Raw genomic sequence first — 17,869 nt, 5'->3', positions numbered from 1 at the left:
TCGCTATAATAACACGGAAGTGCAAAGATGGATTGGGAAACGCAAATCCACAGAACACAACGGGAGAATGTGTGCCGATATAAATTCAAACAGCGAGGCTATAGATTTTCGCTGGGCCTTTGAACGGATCATAGACGGTAATACCATCCTCGCCGAAGCATGCCGTTACCGGCGCGCCTTTGCCTTGCTGCGTGTACTCGTAGTTACGGCGGCACACTTCGCGCGCGGCATGCACGATGAGGACGGACAGCCGCCCCTCATCCGCGTCGGGATAGGTGCCTTTGATGTCCGCGAGCGATTTCCCGAGGTACTTCATCTCCGCGACTTTTTCCAGGCACACAACCAGGCTGTCTACACCGTAACCCACGTACGCGAGCGAACCGTCTTCGCGTTTCACGTCGCGCGTGAAATGTGTGTTGCGCGTCTGCATGCCCACGCCGCCCTCGGTATACCGCAGCCCGCGATACTGTGAATCGGATTCGATTGCCCCGTGCGTTCCGAAGAGTTGGTTCTCCTGATTGACCGGCCCCTCGAATTCGTTCGGGATGATCCACGAATTCACGAAATCGATGCTCATACAGTTGCTGAACAGCACCTTCACCTGCACCGCGTCGTACGCGTCCATGCCGTACTCGTTGCGGAGTTTCACCTTCTGGCCGACGGCGTAGAGGCTCACCGGCTTCACCTTGAAATACGCGATATACAGATCGGTCCAGTGGCACCCAACATAGCTGAACGGGTCGCTTTGTTCGGCCCACTTGCGGAAGACCTTCGTCGAGATATCGAGCGGCTCTTCGAGCACGGCGCGCCCATACAACGGCGTGCCGATCCGCTTCGAGAGGTCGTCGCGAATTCGCAGATGGTCCGGGTCGTATCGTTTATGCATATCGACGCCAACCAGGCAGCCCGATTTGCGTGACGCTTCGATGATTGCGTCAGCCTCGTTTGCGTCGAGAGTGAGCGGCTTCTCGGAGATGACGTGAACGCCGCGCTCGAGCGCGGCAAGAATCGGCGCAGCGTGCAGATGGTCCGGCGTCGCGACGGCAAGCACATCAAGGTCGGGAAAATCGTTGAGCAGCGGCGCCCACGGTTCGTCGCCGTGGTACGTCCTGAAATCCATGCCAAGCTTGCCGTATTCCGCCAGCTTGGCTTTGCCCGACTGCTCCGTGCGCGTGGCAAGTCCGACAAATTGGACATCCACGTCCCCGATCGCGCGGGCCATGTTGTCCAGCCCCAGCCGTCCGAGCCATGGCAACAAACCGTTCTGCTGCAATTGCGAAAACGTCCGCATGTGGACGTCCCCGCCGAACATCCCCGCGCCGACGAGGCCGACTTTCAGAGTACGGCCGATCGATTCCTTCGATGTTGTCGCGCGGCTAGCTTGCGGCATCAATCAGCGATTCCAAGGGCTTTCCCGCGTCCGGCGCAGCGGGCGCGTTATCGGGCGCCTCGGCGGGAAGGCTGATGGTAATGTCGAGTGTGCTGCGCTTTTCCTGAATGAGCTTGCGCATTTCGAGTTTGCGCTTCGCCATGAGCATCTGCTCTTTCATTCGCTCGCTGATCTCCGGCGTCAATTCTCCCGCGCCGTGCCGGTTCACTTTCAATACATGCCAGCCGTACTGCGATGTAAACGGCTCGCTCACTTCGCCCACGGTTGCCTTCGCCATGCGCTGGTCGAATTCCGGCACCATCTGACCGCGACGGACGCCCTTGTACTCGCCGCCGTTCGCTTTCGAACCTTCGTCCTCCGACACTTCCTTGGCGACGGCGGTGAAATCCTCGCCCTTCTTTAATCGTTCGTAGACGGCGTCAATCTTCTTCTTCGCCTCGTCCACGGCAGCCTGATTGCCGCGGGGCGCCTTGATCAAAACGTGTTGGACGTCGAAATCGTCCATAATGCCGCGTTCTTTCAGTTTCTCGAACTGGGCCTTCAATTCCTCATCCGTAACCGATACGTGTTTCGTCTTCTCTTCCTCGAAGGCCCGCATCTCGAGCATGTCTTTCGTGCGCTCGAAAATCTTCTCTTCTGTCAGACCGCGGTCCTCCAGAAACTTTTCGTAGTCGGTGCCGCTCGGCAGGCTTGTCTTCTTCTTCTCGACTTCCGCTTTCACGGCGTCGTCGGAAACCTTCGCCCCGGCTTCGCGCGCCAGCATCACGGCGATGCGATTGTCCACGAGCGTATCGAGCAGCTTCAGTTTGTCGTCGTGTTTCAACCGCACGTCATTGGCGTTGAGACCCGGCTGACCCTGCTGCCGCATCATCGCCATCCGCCCCTGTTCGAACAGGGCGATCGCCCGGTCGAAGTCTTCTCTCGTGATGACTTCTTTATCGCCAATCTTGGCGACCGGCGCCTGCGCTCCGCCGTTCGCGTCGGCTTCCTCCTCGGCGGCAACGGCGATTGCAGCGCCCGTGAGCGTCATAAAAACAAGGACCCACGCCGCAGCGGCGTTACGGATGAACATCTTCGTACTCCATGTCGATTAGCCGGGCCGGCCGGATGCGGCCAGCCGATTGGTTGTGTGCCGGAAAGCGTATCAAAAGCGGAAAACGTGCGTATACTTCATTACATGGCGACGGGCTTTCCGGTCTCCGCGCTGCGATAGACCGCCTCAATTAGCTCGACGGCCTTGCGCCCTTCGCGCCCGTCGATTTTCGGGGGCCGCCCGGAGACCAGCGATTCGACGAAATCGGCGATTTGCCGCCGGTGGCCCTCGCTCTTCAGGCTCTTGATCGGATCGCTTGCGCCGGACCCGAGTGTCGCTCCCTTGTCGATACCGGCAAGAATCGTCGCGTCTTCCGGACGTTCCTCGCGAAACTTCCACATCGCCAGTTCGCCGTCCTCGATCACGGCGCTGCCTTCCGTGCCATGCACCTCGACCCGCGCCGGGTGCCCGGGCCAGATCGCGGTACTGCCCTCGATAACGCCCATCGCGCCGTTCTCAAATTGAATCATTGCGCACGCGAGGTCTTCGACTTCGATCCCGGTGTGGCCGACCAGCGCCGTCTGCGCCGTCACGGACTTCGCGTTGCCCATGAACCACAGCAGCATGTCGATTTGGTGAATGCCCTGGTTCATCAGGCAGCCGCCGCCGTCAAGATTGCGCGTGCCGCGCCACTTGCCGCTGTCGTAATATTCCTGGGACCGGTACCACTTGATGTACGCGTCGCCGAGGACCAGCTTTCCGAAACGCCCTTCGTCGAGCGCCCTGCGAATGTGCATGGGCCCATCGGCGTATCGGTACTGAAAGATGCACGACAGCTTCACGCCCGCGGCGTCCACCGCCGCGATCAATTTCCGTATCCGGTCGCTGTTCACCTCGAGCGGCTTCTCCGCGAGGATGTGCTTTCCGGCCGCCGCGCACGCCTCGGCTATTTCGAGCCGCATGCCGCTCGGCACGCACAGACTGACCGCGTGCACGTCGTCCCGCTTGATCATTTCCTTGTAGTCGGAATAGGGCGCCGCGTTGTACTGTTCGGACATCGTCTTCACGTTCTTCTCGACGACGTCCGAAACGGCAATCAACTTGGCGTCCGGTATGCGGCTGATCGCGTCCGCGTGTATCGGCGCAATCACGCCGCAACCAATGATCCCGAATCCGACCTTCGACATGCAGTCACTCCCCCGCGCGCCACATCCGTGGAACGCGGCATTACCTACTACCAAAACCGGTGCGGCACTACTTGTCCGTGCTGCGTTGGATCGCCTTGCCGCCGGCCTCGACGTCTTTGCCGACGCCCCGTACCGTATTGCAGCCTTGCGCGGCTACGAACGTCAACGCGGCCAACACCAACACCGAAATCCAATGGCGCAACATGACCAAACCTCCTATCTATTGGGTGGAAAGAAACATAGTGTAGGGACGGCCGGCGGTAGCGTCAAGTGCACGATCGACGGCGCCGGGGTGAAGCGCCACGACACAAACTGACATAATCGTAAACCATGAACGCCCGGCACAGCGCCACATCCACCCGCGCCGCACGCGGTCGGAAGCGCGACTGGATCAGACCTTTGGTCTTCGTCCTGCTCGTCGTTGCGCTGGCCGTAGCGAGCCGCTTCCTTCCCGTTACGGACTGGATGAACCGCTTCCTGCTCTGGGTGCGCGGCATCGGCATCTGGGGCCCCATCGCACTCGGCGCGGCGTATATCGTGGCCACGGTGTTGTTTGTGCCGGGGTTCATCCTGACGCTGGGCGCGGGCGCGCTGTTCGGCGTTGTCATCGGCAGTATCACTGTCTCCATTTCGTCCACACTCGGGGCCACCGCCGCTTTCCTCATAGGCCGTTACGTCGCTCGCGAAACCGTCGCGGCGCACATCGCGCGGTACCCGGCCTTCAATTCTATAGACAAGGCTGTTGCACAGGACGGATGGAAAATCGTCGGATTGGTCCGTCTTTCGCCTGTCTTTCCATACAACCTAATCAACTATGCGTTTGGCCTCACGCACGTCTCGTTGCGCGACTACGTGTTCGCGTCCGCCGTGGGGATGTTGCCCGCCACGGTCCTCTACGTGTTCATCGGCGCGTTGTTGGGCGACGCCGCGTTGGGTGGCGCTCAACGGGAGCGCGGCACGGCAGAGTGGGTCCTTTACGCGCTAGGACTCGTGGCCACCATAGCGGTTTCGGTTTACATCGCGCGCGTTGCGCGACGGGCGCTGAAGAGCGCCATCGCTTCGCCCGACGACGACGACGAATGAGTCGACGGCCCGTCGAAATTCCGCCGATGGACGCGCACAATGCGCGTCTCGTACAGAACGTGCATCCGCCGGACTGGACAAACCCAACCCCGTCCGGACGATACAACCTCGTCGTCATCGGAGCGGGCACGGCCGGATTGGTCTGCGCCGCCGGGGCGGCGGGGCTCGGCGCGAAAGTCGCCCTCATCGAGCGGCACCTGATGGGCGGCGACTGCCTGGTCACGGGTTGCGTACCGTCGAAAACCTTGTTGCACGCGGCGCGCGTTGCAGCGGACCTGCGGAAAGCGCGCGGCACAGAGGTCGCGTTTACCGGCGACGTGAACGTCGATTTCACCGAGGTCATGACACGCGTGCGCGCGGTTCGCGGCGCCATCAGCCAGCACGATTCGGCGGAACGGTTCCGCAAACTCGGGGTGGACGTTTTCCTTGGCCACGCGAAGTTCGACTCCGCGAATACATTGGACGTTGAAGGCACGAAGCTTCAGTTCCACCGGGCCGTGATCGCAAGTGGCGCGCGCGCCTCCGTCCCGCGCATTCCCGGACTCGCGGAGTGCGGTTACCTGACCAATGAAACCGTGTTCAACCTGACACACCTTCCGCCGCGCATGCTCGTCATCGGCGGAGGTCCCATAGGCTGCGAACTCGCCCAGGCATTCCAACGGTTGGGGAGCGCGGTTACGCTGGTGGAAGCCGGGCCGCAAATCCTTCCGCGCGAAGACGCAGACGCCGCGACGATCGTCGAGGATGCCCTGCGGCGCGATGGCGTGCGCATTGTGTATGAAGCAACGGTCGAGCGCATCGAGAAGGGTGACGCAGGTTCGATCGCGCAGGTCACCGGCGCGGCGGCGCAACGCGCTGTCGAGTCGGACGCGGTCCTGGTATGCACCGGACGAGTTCCAAACGTCGAGGAACTCGGCCTGGACGCCGCCGGCGTCGAGTTCGATCCGCGAAGCGGCGTCGTTGTGAACGATCACTTGCGCACGACGAACCCGCGTATCTTCGCCGCGGGCGACGTGTGCATGCAGCACAAGTTCACGCACGCGGCGGACGCGGCCGCGCGAATCGTCATCCAGAACGCGCTCTTCGGCTTTCTGCCGAAGAAGCGCGCCAGCGCGCTCACGATTCCATGGTGTACGTACACCGATCCCGAAGTCGCGCACGTAGGTCTCAATGAACGCGATGCCCAGCGACGGAACATCGACATCGATACGATTCGCGTCGAGATGAAGCAGATTGATCGCGCAATCACCGACGACGAAACCGCCGGCTTGCTAAAGGTACATCTCGCTCGCGGCAGCGATCGGATCGCCGGCGCTACATTGGTCGCGCGCGGCGCGGGCGACATCATCTCCGAATTGACCGTCGCCATGACCAACAATATCGGCCTCGGCAAACTGGCCAACGTCATTCATCCGTACCCGACGCGCGCGGAGATCGTGAAACGCGCCGCGGACCAGTACAATCGCACGCGCATCACGCCGCGTGTACGGCGCATACTCGAATGGATTCTCGCGCGCCAACGAAAGTGACCGCACAACGCCTACGAATCCGCGCGGCACGCCTTAACAACTTCTATGAGATGCATCACGTTCTCGAACGGCGTTTCCCGCAATAGCCCATGACTCAGATTAAAAATGTGACCTCGGTGCCCGCCTTCGGCGACGCATGCGCGCGCGGCTTCGGCAATTTGATCCTCTGTGCCGTTCACAAGAATGCGATTGTCCAGGTTTCCCTGCACGACCTGCTCAGCGCCTAACGTCGCGCGCACGTCGGCGATGCGCAGTTTTTCGCTGAGACTCAGGATGTCCGCGCCCGAACGCGCCAATTGGCCCGCGTCCGCCCAATCGCGCGCGAACACGATGGTCGGCGCGGCACCCTTTAACGCGTCGAATATGCGCTGCTGATACGGCAACGCCCAGGCTTCGTACTGCGCGGGCGTCAGCATGTTTGCCGCGGACTCGAACACCTGCACTGCGTCCGCCCCGGCGCCTATCTGCAGCTTCAAATAATCGATCGTCATCTCGGTCAGCTTGTCGAGCAACCGCCGCGCAACGTCGGGGTAATCGCGCAGGAACACGATGGATTTGTCCGCGCGCGACCCAAAGCTTCCTTCCTCGATGATGAATACGAGCAACGTCAACGGCGCGCCCGCGAAGCCGAGCACCGGCAATGTGCCGTCCAACGACGCGCGCACAAGGCGAAACGTTTCCGCGATGAACGGCAACTCGTCCGCCACGTCAAACGTGTGCAGCCGGTCCAAATCGACCGAGTCGCGAATTCCCTGGACCAACATCGGCCCCGGTGCGAACACGAACTCCGCGCCCATCGGCGTGAGCGGCGTGAGGATGTCCTGGAAGTAGATGATCGCGTCCACGCCGAACCGCTGGGGCAGCAACGAAATCCGCGCGGCCAGTTCCGGGTGACGGAACAGATCGTGCAACGGCAGGCCCGATTCTTCTTTGACCTTGTTGTACTCCGGGTCGGTGCGTCCCGCCTGGCGCATCAGCCAAATCGGCGTTCGCTCCGTGCGCTCGCCGCGGGCGGCGCGAAGCAGCAAATGATTGCTCTGTGCGGATGGGTGCATGGTCACCGGCTTTGACTCCAACGACGGCGCGCCATTCTACTCAGCTCGGCGCCGCGACGCCAAAGCGGGCTGCCCCGACCGGAAACCCGCCCGTGTGCTATGTTTTCGGCGATGTTTCGCTCTTTCACCGCACAACGGCCGGGTCCAGTCGTCCTGGTCTGCCTGGCCGCCATTACGCTGACCGGCGCGGCGATGCGCCTGTACGGCCTGTCGAACCAGTCGCTCTGGTTCGACGAGGTGTGCAGTTGGCACACCGCCACGCAGCCGACCCTCGCGGGCGTTTGGAGCGGCGACATCGCGTGGAACATGTACCCGCCGCTGTACGGATTCGTACTGCGCGCCGCCGCCGTCCTCTTCGGCACAGCCGAGTGGGCGTTGCGCCTTCCGTCCGCGCTGGCGGGGATCGCGGCGATTCCGCTCATCTATCTCGCCGCCGCGCGCGTGTATGGCGACATCGAAGGACTGTTGTCGTCGGGTTTCGCCGCGTTCCTCATGTTTCCGCTCTACTTCGCGCAGGAAGCGCGGCCGTATGCGCTGCTGCTGTGCAGCGTCCTCGCCGCTGTCCTCGCGTGGACCTACGTCTATCCCGCGTGGCGCGAGGGCCGGCGAGCGCCACGCGCCGCATTGACGGTCTATTTCGCCGCATCGGTCTGCGCCGCGTACTTGCACTACTTCGGGCTCCTGTTCGTGGCGCTCCACGGCATGACGACATTCGCGCTCCTCGCGCGCAACCGCTTCGGCCTCGTCCGCGCGACCGGGTTCTACGCGGCGACGGCGCTCGCGTTCGCACCGTGGCTGCCGTACATGGCGTGGCACCTCACGCACCAAAGCGAAGGGCCGCAGAACCCGCCGCCCGATGCAAACATCGCCGTCTCGTTGTGGCAGTACGTTGAATCGCTGTTTAACCACGGACAAACCGGCCAGCCATTCGCGCCGCTGGTGACCGCCGTCGCGTTTCTACTGATGGTCCTCGCGCTCATGCACGACCTCGTCACGCCGAAAGGAAACAAGGACGGCGATACGCCGCGCGCGCAACGCCCCCGCGCCGCCGTGCTGCTCGCGTGGCTGCTGCTCCCCTTCCTGATCGCGTATGTGAAATCCGCCGTCTCTGCGTCCGTGTTCACGCACCGCAACCTCATCATCTCCCTGCCGATTGTCTACATGCTCGTCGCGCGCGGACTCGCGCGGTCCCCGTTTCCGCGGCCCGTCGTTGCCGGTATGTGCGCCGTCATTCTCCTCGCGTGTTGCGCGCGGACCCTCGCGTCCGGCTACTACACCGCGCCGCACAAAGACCAGCTCCGCGAGGCCGTCGCCGTCGTAAAGGCGAACGAAACGAACTATCCCGACGCGGCGCTCGTTGTGTACTCGCACCTGCCCTTCGTGTTCGACTACTACCTCCAACGCTTCGGGTCAACGCTCCGCCCCGAACGCGTCGCCGGCAAAGCCGAACACATCGACGCGATGCGCGCCTTCGTCCGTGACCGCAAACCCGCCGCCCTCTGGTACCTCTGCACCAACGCCAATCCCGAAGACGCCTTCGTCGACTACCTCAACGCCGAATTCACCGTCGTCGGACTCCACCGCTTCCTCCGCGCCGACGCCATGCTGCTCGTGCCCAAATAGGCCAGTCTCAATCGCTAGCTGTCCGTTCGTGCTCGTGCTCATGGTCGTCACTCGTAATCGGGAGTCGATTCACCCGTTCGACTCGTTCCGAAGTTTCCACTTCGTAACGCGCTCTTGAAAAGCTCCGCTTTGCCTCGTCGAACGCTATACGCGAAAATACAACCAATATCCACCTGTCGCCCCACTCACTTCACTGTGCGGCGCGTTGCAGTGCCGGCGCAATTCGGGTCTGCGGGACTAGGCGCAAGCGGTTGGCAAATAGTGCGGGTAAAGGGTGTCTTGCGCCCAGGTCAGCTGCACTTGAAGTGGCGACATTTGGACCCTGGGCGAAGAAAGGCGCCGCTATCGGGGCGCACTTCAAAGCGCTCCGCGCGGGCAATCGACGTCTTGTATTTGCGCGAAGTGTCTTGGAGTGCCTCGATGGATCGCGAGCGCGTACTGAAGCGGGTGTATTATGGTCCGTGGCGGATTCGGATTCGACGCACGCCCTTTGGGGCACAGAAGGAGCGGACATGGATCGCACAATCCACATTGCCGAACTTGAAAATGAGTTTCAGGCCCAAATCGTTGGCCAACTCCTCGAATCGCGGGGCCTTCCCCACATCATTCGCTCATACCACGACTCGGCATACGACGGTCTTTTTCAGACTACGTTGGGATGGGGTTGCGTCGAAGCGCCGGAAAGCTTCAAGGAGGATGTGTTGGCGGTGGTTGAGAAAGTAAGAGTCCGTTGATATTCACGCCGCCAATACCGTTAGTCAATCAATAGCTTTCTTGCCCGTAGTAGGCGGTGTCGCCGTGTTTGCGGAAGAAGTGTTTGTCGAGGAGATGCGCGGCGATGTCCGTTTGGGACGGGTTGAGCGCGAGCGTGTGCAGCGCGAGGTGCGCGATTTCTTCGAGGACGCGCGCATTCTCGACTGCCTTGCCGACGGTTTCGCCCCAGGCGAAGGGCGCGTGGTTGGCGACGAGCACGCCGGGGCATTCGAGGGCGTCGCGGTCCGCGAAGGCGCGCACGATGGACGCGCCAATCGCGCGCTCGTAGTCCTCCCCCACGTCGTCCTTCGATAGCGGTTCCGTTACGGGGATTTCGCCGTAGAAGTAATCCGCGTGCGTGGTGCCGAGGCAGGGAATGGGCCGGCACGCCTGCGCCCAGCAGGTTGCGTAGTGCGAGTGCGAGTGCGCGATGCCGCCGATGGATGGAAAGGCTTCGTAGAGCGCGAGGTGCGTGGGTAGATCGACGGAGGGCTTGAGGCCGCCTTCGACGACCTCGCCGGCAAGGTTCACGACGACCATGTCGCGCGGCTTCATTTTTTCGTACGCGAGGCCGCTCGGCTTGATGACGACGCGCCCGGCTTCGCGGTCGATGGCGCTGGCGTTGCCGAAGGTGAGCTTGACGAGGCCGTGAAACACGAGGTCAAGGTTTGCGTCGCAGACAGACTTTTTGAGATCGGCGATGCTCATGCGGCGGCCTCGCTCGTGCACGCGTCGGCGAAGGCGAGCAGGCGCGCCTCGACCGGTGCGTATTCGTGGAAGTGCATCAGTTCCGCCCGCACCTTGGCGGCGTTGCGCTGGCCTTTGAGGTAGCCGGCGTAGTGTTTTCGGAATTCGACGACGCCGCGGTGTTCGCCGCGCTCCTGAACGACGAGGCGCAGGTGGCCAAGGCAGGTTTCGATGCGTTCGCCGATGGAAGGTTCGGGCATGGTGTCGCCGGTCTGCATGAAATATTTGGCCTGCTGGAAAATCCACGGGTTCTGGATTGCGCCGCGGCCAATCATGACGCCGTCGCAGCCGGTCTCGAACATGCGTTTTACGTCCTCCGGGGTTTCCACGTCGCCGTTGCCGATGATGGGAATCGACACGACGCCCTTAATCTTTTCCAGCCACGACCAATCCGCGTTGCCGCGATGGCCCTGGTCGCGCGTGCGGCAGTGTACGGCGAGCGCCTGCGCGCCGGTCTGCTCGACCATGCGCGCGACATCGAGGATGACAATGCTTTTCTCGTCCCAGCCGAGCCGCGTTTTCACGGTCACGGGCAGCTTCGTGCCCGCGATGACCGATTTCACGATCGCCTCGAATTTGCCGAGGTCGCGCAGCAGTCCCGCGCCCGCCTCGCGCAGGGCGACCTTCTTCACCCAGCAGCCGCAGTTGATGTCGATGAAGTCGGGGTTGGCGCGTTCGGCGATCTGCGCGGCGCCTTCCATGGACGTTTCGACGCCGCCGAAAATCTGCACCGCGACGGGGCGCTCTTCGTCGACGACGCGTATCTTCGCGAGGGCCTTGCGCGCGTCGCGGATCAGCGCCTCGCTGCTGGTGAATTCGGTGTACAGCAGGTCCGCGCCGAGCCGCTTGCACACGAGGCGAAACGGGATGTCCGTCACGTCCTCCATGGGCGCGAGCGCGAGGGGTTTTAACAGTTGAATGTGGCCGATCTGCATCTTTACGTAGCGCCGGGATTGCCCCGGCAGTTCGTCATTCATCGCGGCGAAGCGTCCTGTCGACGGTCCGCACAGGAAGTCTACACGATTGCGGGGCTTGCCGGCATCCGGCATGGTCACGCGCCCCAGGACCGGCACGCAAAGTGGTTGGAATGAAAGCAGTTCGGCTTCTGTTTTGCTGTTCGATACGATAGTATTCTTTCGCTTCAGGTTGGCCCAGTCGCGATTGCACGGAGACTGCCGGTATGGCGCGGATCGAACCGGGGACGGACACTGCGGACGTCGTTATGCGCGCCATCGCTACCTCCGCAGTTGATCTTTCCGCCCCCGAGCACAATCTGCCGACCGAGGACACGCTCTTGCGAGCGCTAGTTGAAGGGACCGCAACGGTCACTGGCGACGAATTCTTCCGGGCGTTGGCGCTGCAACTTGCGGTTGCGCTGGACGTGACAATGGCGTTTGTTGCCGAGTTCGCCGAAACCAAAACTCGAGTGCGGACCCTTGCGTTCGCCAGCGAAGGCTCGATCGTGCCCAATGTCGAATTCGACCTGACAGGGACCCCCTGCGAAAAGGTCGTGGCGGGCGGACTGTGCCTCTACAGCGATCACGTCGCGGAATCGTTTCCGGCCGACAAACCGCTTGCGGAAAAAGGGATTCGAAGTTATCTCGGGGTCCCGTTGTTGGACAACAATAACGACGTGCTCGGGCATTTGGCCGTGTGCGACCGGAAAGCGATGCCGCCGGAGCCGCGCTGCCTGGCGATCTTCAAAGTGTTCGCGAGCCGTGCGCGCGCCGAACTCGAACGAAAACGTGCCGAACGCGCGCTCGTAGAAAGCGAACAACGGCTCGCCACGATCCTGGCATCGGCGTTGGACGCTATCATTACTGTCGACGCGGCCGGCCACATTCGACTGCTGAATGCGGCAGCGGAGTCGGCACTGGGATGCCGTGCTGCCGAAGCGGTGGGGAGCCCCCTCGCCCGCTTTCTGACCGGGCCGTTCCGCGAGTTCATCGACAAGACGCTCCCGGCCCTGACGGACAAGTCGCAGCGGCGGCAACAATACATTCATGCGGAGGAACATTTTTGTGCACGCCGAATGGATGGATCGGAGTTCCCTATCGAGGGAACAGTGTCCTTCGGGCGCGCGAATGGCGAAATGCTGTACACGATCATCCTGCGGGATTTGAATGAACGGCGCGAAGCCGAAGAGAAAATGCATTCGCTACGGTTGGAAAGCAGGTATCTTCAGGATGAAATCAAGGCCGAATACAATTTCGAGGAAATGGTAGGCCAATCTGCGGCATTTCGGCGAGCGGTATCGGACATTGCGCGCGTAGCTCCAACGGATGCCGCGGTACTCATCACTGGCGAGACCGGCACCGGTAAGGAACTCGTCGCCCGAGCTGTACACAGCTTAAGCCGGCGCAAAGAAAGACCACTAATCAAAGTGAATTGCGCGGCGCTGTCCGTGGGCCTGGTGGAAAGCGAATTGTTCGGACACGAGAAAGGGGCGTTTACCGGTGCGTTATCGCGCCGGATCGGCCGTTTCGAACTTGCCAACGGCGGAACGATTTTTCTCGATGAGATTGGCGACATTCCGCCCGAAGTGCAGGCGAAGCTTTTGCGCGTGCTTCAGGAAAGAGAGTTCGAGCGTGTCGGCGGCACGGACACCATCACGACAGACGTGCGAGTCATTGCGGCTACGAACCGAAACCTTGCGAAAGCGGTACAGGAAGGTCAGTTCCGCGAGGACCTCTATTTTCGGTTGAACGTCGTGCCGATCCCGTTGCCTCCGCTGCGCGAGCGCCGTGACGACATTCCCATTCTTGCGCGATACTTTGTAACCAAATACATGAACCGGATGGGAAAACACTTTCACGAAATCGATGCGGGCACCATGGAGCGGCTGAAGAACTATGCATGGCCTGGAAACGCCCGTGAACTCGAACACCTCGTCGAGCGAGCGATGATCCTCTCGTGTGAACCCGTGCTGACCGTCGACGAGAGTCTGCTTCCTGCGACAGTCCCCATCGAGCCCCACGAACAGCGCGGCACGCTCGATGAGATCGAACGCGATCACATCGTGCGGACACTTGCCAAAACGGGCTGGGTCATCGAGGGAATGAAGGGCGCTGCGACGGCGCTCAACATGCACCCAAACACTTTGCGAAGCCGCATGAAAAAACTCGGCATCGTGCGTCAGACCGGCCGCACTGTGTCGACGTAGCTCTAACTTTCACCCACGACAATTCGTGGCCGCACCCACGAATTGTCGTGGTTCGTGGGCCCCCTCCACGGCGCGCCAGCGCCATTTCCCGCATAAGTCATTGTAAACAAAGGACTGTAAAGCCTCCGAACTGTTGGCACGCGTCGTGCTTTCTGTGCATGCGTTCAACGGCAAATTGAACGTAAAAGCCATCAAAGCCAAGTTGGGTGAGTATCACGTTGGGGAGTGACGCCAATGCGGAGCACGACAGCAACCGATGAACGAACCGACAGCTCGAGAGCGCACGAATTCTTGGAGCATGTCGAGAAGTACCGGCACGAATTCTATCGGTTTGCCGCGAGGACCTTGTGGAATCCCCAAATGACCGATGATGTCTTCCAATCGGCCGTTCTATCCGGCTTCGAGAACTACCACAATTTCACCCCGGGCACCAACTTCCGTGCGTGGATGTATCGAATTCTCGTGAACAAATGTTACGTGGCAAATCGCGAAGCCGGACGCGCCGCAAAGCCGTTGGACGAAGTCGATCCCCATGTTCTTTGCGTGCGCGAGCGACCTGAGTATGCGGACGTGCTCGATGATCCGACGGGGTTTCTCGAACACTGTGGAGACGAGGTGATCCTCGCGTTCAAGCGGCTGTCCCCGGCCGAGCGATCCTGCATCTTGCTGCGGTCTAGTGACGGGCTTTCGTATCAAGAGATCGGGGACATCTTGCGCATGCCCGTGGGAACCGTAATGACGCACCTATCCCGTGGCCGTGCCAAACTACGCACGGACTTAATTGACTACGCAAAGCGTTGCGGCATCATCGCGGAACGTCGGCAAAGCAGGCGCGCGCGCTCCACGGAACTCCCATCAGCCGCCATGCCGTAGGTAACTCGAATTTCTTCGCGGCACACATAACCAACCGGAATAACCCATGTTACGCATTACGTTGGATGATAGCGATTGGGACGGAATTCCCCTAGTGGTCGAGGGAAAGCTTGTCGGCGAGTCGGTCGCCGAACTCGATCGCCTGACGGCGTTAATCCTGCGCGAGGGAAAGCCGCTCCGGATGGACCTCGCCGGAGTATCGTTCATGGACGATGCCGGCGTTCAACTTGTGAAGCGACTTCAAACCCTCGGGACGCAAGTAAACAACTCATCCATGTACATCGGGTCGCTAATTCGCGAGAGCAAATCTCCCGACTAAACGAAGAGTGACGCTTCGGCTACAAGTCCGGGCCCAAAGCCAAGAGCTACACACGGTCGTGGAGCATTGGCATCGCGTAACCGTTTCAGTATAAAAAGAATCGTCGGCGAAGACATGTTGCCGTGATCGCGAAGCACTTCGCGCGACACGTCGACGGCGTCTTTCGCGAGGTCGAGCGCTTTCACGACCGAGCCGAGGATGCGCGGGCCGCCGGGATGGACCGCCCACGACTTGACATCGCTCAACGCGAGCCGTTGCTGTTTCAGCCACGATTCCATCCACGGGCGCAGGTGGCTGCCAATCAATTCGGGCACGCGCGAGGAAAGCGACATGATAAAACCGTTGTTGCCGATCCGCCAGGTCATCGCGTCTTCGGAATCGGGCACGAGACACGAACCGGTGCCGCCGATGCGCCACGCATCGTCGTTGCCGTTTGCGGCGCCGCCGACGACGGCGGCGGAGCCATCGGCAAACAACGCGTTCGCCACAATTTGTTGCGGGTTCCAGCCATAGTGGTAATGAAGACTGCACAGTTCCACCGCGCACAGCAGCACGCGCGCACTGGGATCGCTCTCGACGAAACCGCGCGCGACGCGCAGTCCATTCAGCGCGCCGTGACACCCCATGAAGCCCACGTGCGTGCGTTGGCACGTGGTCGGCAGGCCAAGCGTTTTGATGAGCCCGATATCGACGCCGGGCGCGGCGAACCCGCTGCACGATACGGTGACCAAATGCGTGATGGCCAACGGGTCCACGCCCGATTGATCGAGCGCCTTTCGCGATGCCTCGACCGCCAACGGCAACGAATCGTTTTCATACTTCTCCATGCGCGCTCGGATGGATGGACCTTGGCGCATGGCGCCGTTCGGTTCGGGAAAGAACGGTTGCCGGTCGGGTTGGCCTTCCGGCGCGCACAGCACGCAGGTATGACGGCGCTGAACACCGGTCATCTTGTACAAGAGCTTCAACTGGCGTTCCTGTTCGCCCGTCGCCTCGAACGCTTTTGCGGCGTAGACCAGCGACTCGTCGATCCCGATGGAATGCTCCGGCAACGCCGTGCCTTGTCCCATGATGGCAAACTGACTCACAGCACAACTTCTTTCTGCGCCGGTTGCGGCGCGTTGAGCCTGCGCACGAACGGGACAGCGGCCACGGGCGCCACCTCCAACACTCGAAGCGCAGTCTTGACCAGTGCCGGATATCGGAGGGAGGCGGCAACGATCCGGCAAACCGCGGCGCGATTTGTAACGATGCGTTGCCGCGCGGCGATCCAATCGTGTTCGTAGCGCGATTCGTAACGCTCCAAGGCCTGCCGCGCAATCGGCGCCAGCGCGATGGCCGACTCGATGGCCCATTTCATTCCCTCGCCGGTAAACGGCTCGACATATCCCGCCGCGTCGCCGACAACGAACGCGCGGTGCGCGGCGGCGGTCGAGGCGTTTCGCGTCAGCGCGGGCGTGCCTTTCCACGATATCTCGTCGATGTCGGGAATCGAGGGATAGCCCGCATCGGATAAGATAGCGCGTGCCGCACCGGATAGGCCGCCGCATTCGCGCACAAAGCCGGCATCGCACGCCGCGGCGAGCGTCAAGCGTCCGTCTTCCCGCCGGCACGCGCCCAGGTAGCCGTGCTGCGCGCAGGCCATGTAGACGGTACCGGGCCGGTAATCCGTCGGAGCGGCGACCGAAACCGCGCCCATGCCGATGCGGGACGTGGCCGCGGGCGGCGAATCGAAATCGTCGGTGGCGCGGAGCAGACGACTGCCCAAACCGTCGGCGAGAATTACGATCGACACGCTGGCAGTGGCTACGTTGTTGCCGTGGCGCAAGGTCACGGTCCGCAACGTGTCTTCGGTCGATTGCAGCGTGGCCTGAACGCCGGACAGAAACTCCGCTCCCGCGCGTATCGCTTCGCGGACGAGCGCGGCGTCAAATCGCTCCCGCGACAGAATCGCGTACGACGGGAGCGGAAAACTCGCGTGCACCCCATCGAAACGAACATCGAAGGTATTGGCGACGACTGCGCGTTCGCGCGATAAAACACTGTGCAGGCCGATGGAAGCCAGCGCGCGCTGCGCGGCCTGATTGATGCAACAGCCACACACTTTATAGCGGGGGAAGTTGGATTTGTCGACGAGTAGCACGCGGGCGCCAGTCCGCGCCAGTTCGCGCGCGGCGATGGTCCCGGAGCACCCCGCGCCGATAGCGATGACGTCCCACATGGACTGCGACGCCTGATCGAGCGATATTGTCGATTCCATCGATTCCATCATGCCTCCCACGTGAAGAGAAAACGAAACGGCCAAGTTCTACGAATACGGTGTCCGTCAAAGCCGGCAGCGTTTGCGGCGGCGCCGAATTCCTCGATGGTAAATGCAGCCGCGACCGAGCGCGGGCCATCGTAATGCACGACGTAACTGCGCGTCAGGAATTGGCATGCGAGATGCGCGAGCAGGAACCCCGGGGTGCCGCGTTCGAGATCGCTTATCACGACGAGCTTTGGTTCCGCACCGCGAATGGATTTCAGAATCCGAACGGCGCGATCGATCTCGAAATGGTGCATGAAGAGCGAATTCGTGATTACGTCAAAGCCGGCGGGCAGGGGATCGGCGAGGACATCGTGCACGAAGAAGGACGCGTCAATGTCTACGCGGCGGGCGCGTTCGTTTGCGTGCGCCACGGCTTCAGGATTGAGGTCGCACCCACTCACCGCGACCGAAATGCCTTCGTGTCTGGCGAAGCGGGCCAAGTCCAATACAACGTCGCCTCCGCCGGATGCGAGATCGAGCAGGCGCACGGGCCGATTCACGGCACGCGCGAACGCGCGAACGGGATGCCAGATATGTCGCGAGGTGAGGCTGAGGCGATTGATTCGGCGCAGGCCCGCGAGCGCCTGGGTTCGCTGGCGCGGGTCGAGGTCCTGACGATCCATGAGTTCAGGCAGGACGCAACGCGTCCGCACGTTCGTCCAAAGCGGGAGGATTCCGGATCGCCGGAAGCTGACATCTTCGCCCATTGTTACTGCTTCGCCAACGACACTTCCAAGACAGCCGGAGTGTGCCGCTCCGTGCCGCCACAATTCGCACCGGGCCAGGAAAGGCCAAAACGCATCGCC

General features: G+C 61.7%; 16 protein-coding genes. 7 read left to right on the top strand and 9 right to left on the bottom strand.

The genetic code is table 11. The features are described 5' to 3' along the window. Positions 1–85 precede the first annotated feature (85 nt). The 4 genes from HUU46_05565 to HUU46_05550 all read right to left on the bottom strand — a co-directional run bounded on the left by HUU46_05565 (position 86) and on the right by HUU46_05550 (position 3,815). Positions 86–1,390 (bottom strand): Gfo/Idh/MocA family oxidoreductase, encoded by a 1,305-nt coding sequence (locus tag HUU46_05565; GenBank protein ID NUM53093.1) that lies wholly within the window; start codon positions 1,388–1,390, stop codon positions 86–88. Beyond that, on the bottom strand, positions 1,377–2,462 hold the full coding sequence (locus HUU46_05560) for a peptidylprolyl isomerase (GenBank protein ID NUM53092.1): 1,086 nt from the start codon (positions 2,460–2,462) through the stop codon (positions 1,377–1,379). Before HUU46_05560 ends, HUU46_05565 begins: the two co-directional genes overlap by 14 nt. A 101-nt stretch (positions 2,463–2,563) precedes the next feature. After that, on the bottom strand, positions 2,564–3,610 hold the full coding sequence (locus HUU46_05555; protein NUM53091.1) for a Gfo/Idh/MocA family oxidoreductase: 1,047 nt from the start codon (positions 3,608–3,610) through the stop codon (positions 2,564–2,566). Between the two features lie 67 nt (positions 3,611–3,677). Further along, entirely contained in the window at positions 3,678–3,815 is a 138-nt protein-coding gene (locus tag HUU46_05550) for an entericidin A/B family lipoprotein (protein NUM53090.1), read from the bottom strand. Positions 3,816–3,940: 125 nt separating this feature from the next. Here HUU46_05550 and HUU46_05545 point away from each other — a divergent pair, with 125 nt between their 5' ends. Both HUU46_05545 and HUU46_05540 read left to right on the top strand, forming a co-directional pair. Continuing rightward, a complete protein-coding gene (locus tag HUU46_05545; protein ID NUM53089.1) occupies positions 3,941–4,693 on the top strand; it encodes a TVP38/TMEM64 family protein in 753 nt (250 codons plus the stop codon). Next, complete coding sequence (locus HUU46_05540) at positions 4,690–6,222, top strand: mercuric reductase (GenBank protein NUM53088.1); 1,533 nt, start codon at positions 4,690–4,692, stop codon at positions 6,220–6,222. The genes HUU46_05545 and HUU46_05540 overlap by 4 nt, the downstream gene beginning before the upstream one ends. Positions 6,223–6,233: 11 nt before the next feature. On the opposite strand, the gene HUU46_05535 is transcribed toward HUU46_05540, so the two are convergent. After that, a complete protein-coding gene (locus HUU46_05535) occupies positions 6,234–7,283 on the bottom strand; it encodes a uroporphyrinogen decarboxylase (GenBank protein ID NUM53087.1) in 1,050 nt (349 codons plus the stop codon). 93 nt (positions 7,284–7,376) lie between these two features. Between HUU46_05535 and HUU46_05530 the strand changes: the two genes are divergently transcribed. Both HUU46_05530 and HUU46_05525 read left to right on the top strand, forming a co-directional pair. After that, positions 7,377–8,900 (top strand): glycosyltransferase family 39 protein, encoded by a 1,524-nt coding sequence (locus HUU46_05530; protein ID NUM53086.1) that lies wholly within the window; start codon positions 7,377–7,379, stop codon positions 8,898–8,900. Between the two features lie 512 nt (positions 8,901–9,412). Next, positions 9,413–9,634 (top strand): hypothetical protein, encoded by a 222-nt coding sequence (locus HUU46_05525; protein ID NUM53085.1) that lies wholly within the window; start codon positions 9,413–9,415, stop codon positions 9,632–9,634. A 28-nt stretch (positions 9,635–9,662) separates the two neighbouring features. Here the strand turns inward: HUU46_05525 and araD are convergent, their stop codons facing one another. Further along, positions 9,663–10,355, bottom strand: coding sequence for an L-ribulose-5-phosphate 4-epimerase AraD (gene araD / locus HUU46_05520; GenBank protein ID NUM53084.1), 693 nt, complete (start codon positions 10,353–10,355; stop codon positions 9,663–9,665). 2 nt (positions 10,356–10,357) lie between these two features. Beyond that, complete coding sequence (dusB, locus tag HUU46_05515; GenBank protein ID NUM53083.1) at positions 10,358–11,335, bottom strand: tRNA dihydrouridine synthase DusB; 978 nt, start codon at positions 11,333–11,335, stop codon at positions 10,358–10,360. Between the two features lie 287 nt (positions 11,336–11,622). Between dusB and HUU46_05510 the strand changes: the two genes are divergently transcribed. The 3 genes from HUU46_05510 to HUU46_05500 all read left to right on the top strand — a co-directional run bounded on the left by HUU46_05510 (position 11,623) and on the right by HUU46_05500 (position 14,755). Further along, the gene (locus HUU46_05510; GenBank protein ID NUM53082.1) at positions 11,623–13,563 is read left to right on the top strand and encodes a sigma 54-interacting transcriptional regulator; all 1,941 of its coding nucleotides are present in this window, start codon (positions 11,623–11,625) and stop codon (positions 13,561–13,563) included. A gap of 234 nt (positions 13,564–13,797) precedes the next feature. Further along, positions 13,798–14,436: an RNA polymerase sigma factor gene (locus HUU46_05505; protein ID NUM53081.1), complete on the top strand. Its 639-nt coding sequence runs from the start codon at positions 13,798–13,800 to the stop codon at positions 14,434–14,436. A gap of 46 nt (positions 14,437–14,482) precedes the next feature. Next, complete coding sequence (locus tag HUU46_05500; GenBank protein NUM53080.1) at positions 14,483–14,755, top strand: hypothetical protein; 273 nt, start codon at positions 14,483–14,485, stop codon at positions 14,753–14,755. Here the strand turns inward: HUU46_05500 and HUU46_05495 are convergent. Together HUU46_05495 and HUU46_05490 are read right to left on the bottom strand one after the other, a co-directional pair. Further along, on the bottom strand, positions 14,752–16,110 hold the full coding sequence (locus HUU46_05495; protein ID NUM53079.1) for a type III polyketide synthase: 1,359 nt from the start codon (positions 16,108–16,110) through the stop codon (positions 14,752–14,754). The two genes, HUU46_05500 and HUU46_05495, sit on opposite strands and share 4 nt — an antisense overlap. A 913-nt stretch (positions 16,111–17,023) precedes the next feature. Further along, positions 17,024–17,770, bottom strand: coding sequence for a methyltransferase domain-containing protein (locus HUU46_05490; GenBank protein NUM53078.1), 747 nt, complete (start codon positions 17,768–17,770; stop codon positions 17,024–17,026). Positions 17,771–17,869 lie beyond the last annotated feature (99 nt).

This window comes from Candidatus Hydrogenedentota bacterium, assembly GCA_013359265.1.
GTDB lineage: Bacteria > Hydrogenedentota > Hydrogenedentia > Hydrogenedentales > SLHB01 > JABWCD01.
Note: the sequence above shows the minus strand (reverse complement) of the source record. Positions and strands in the feature narration are given on the sequence as shown.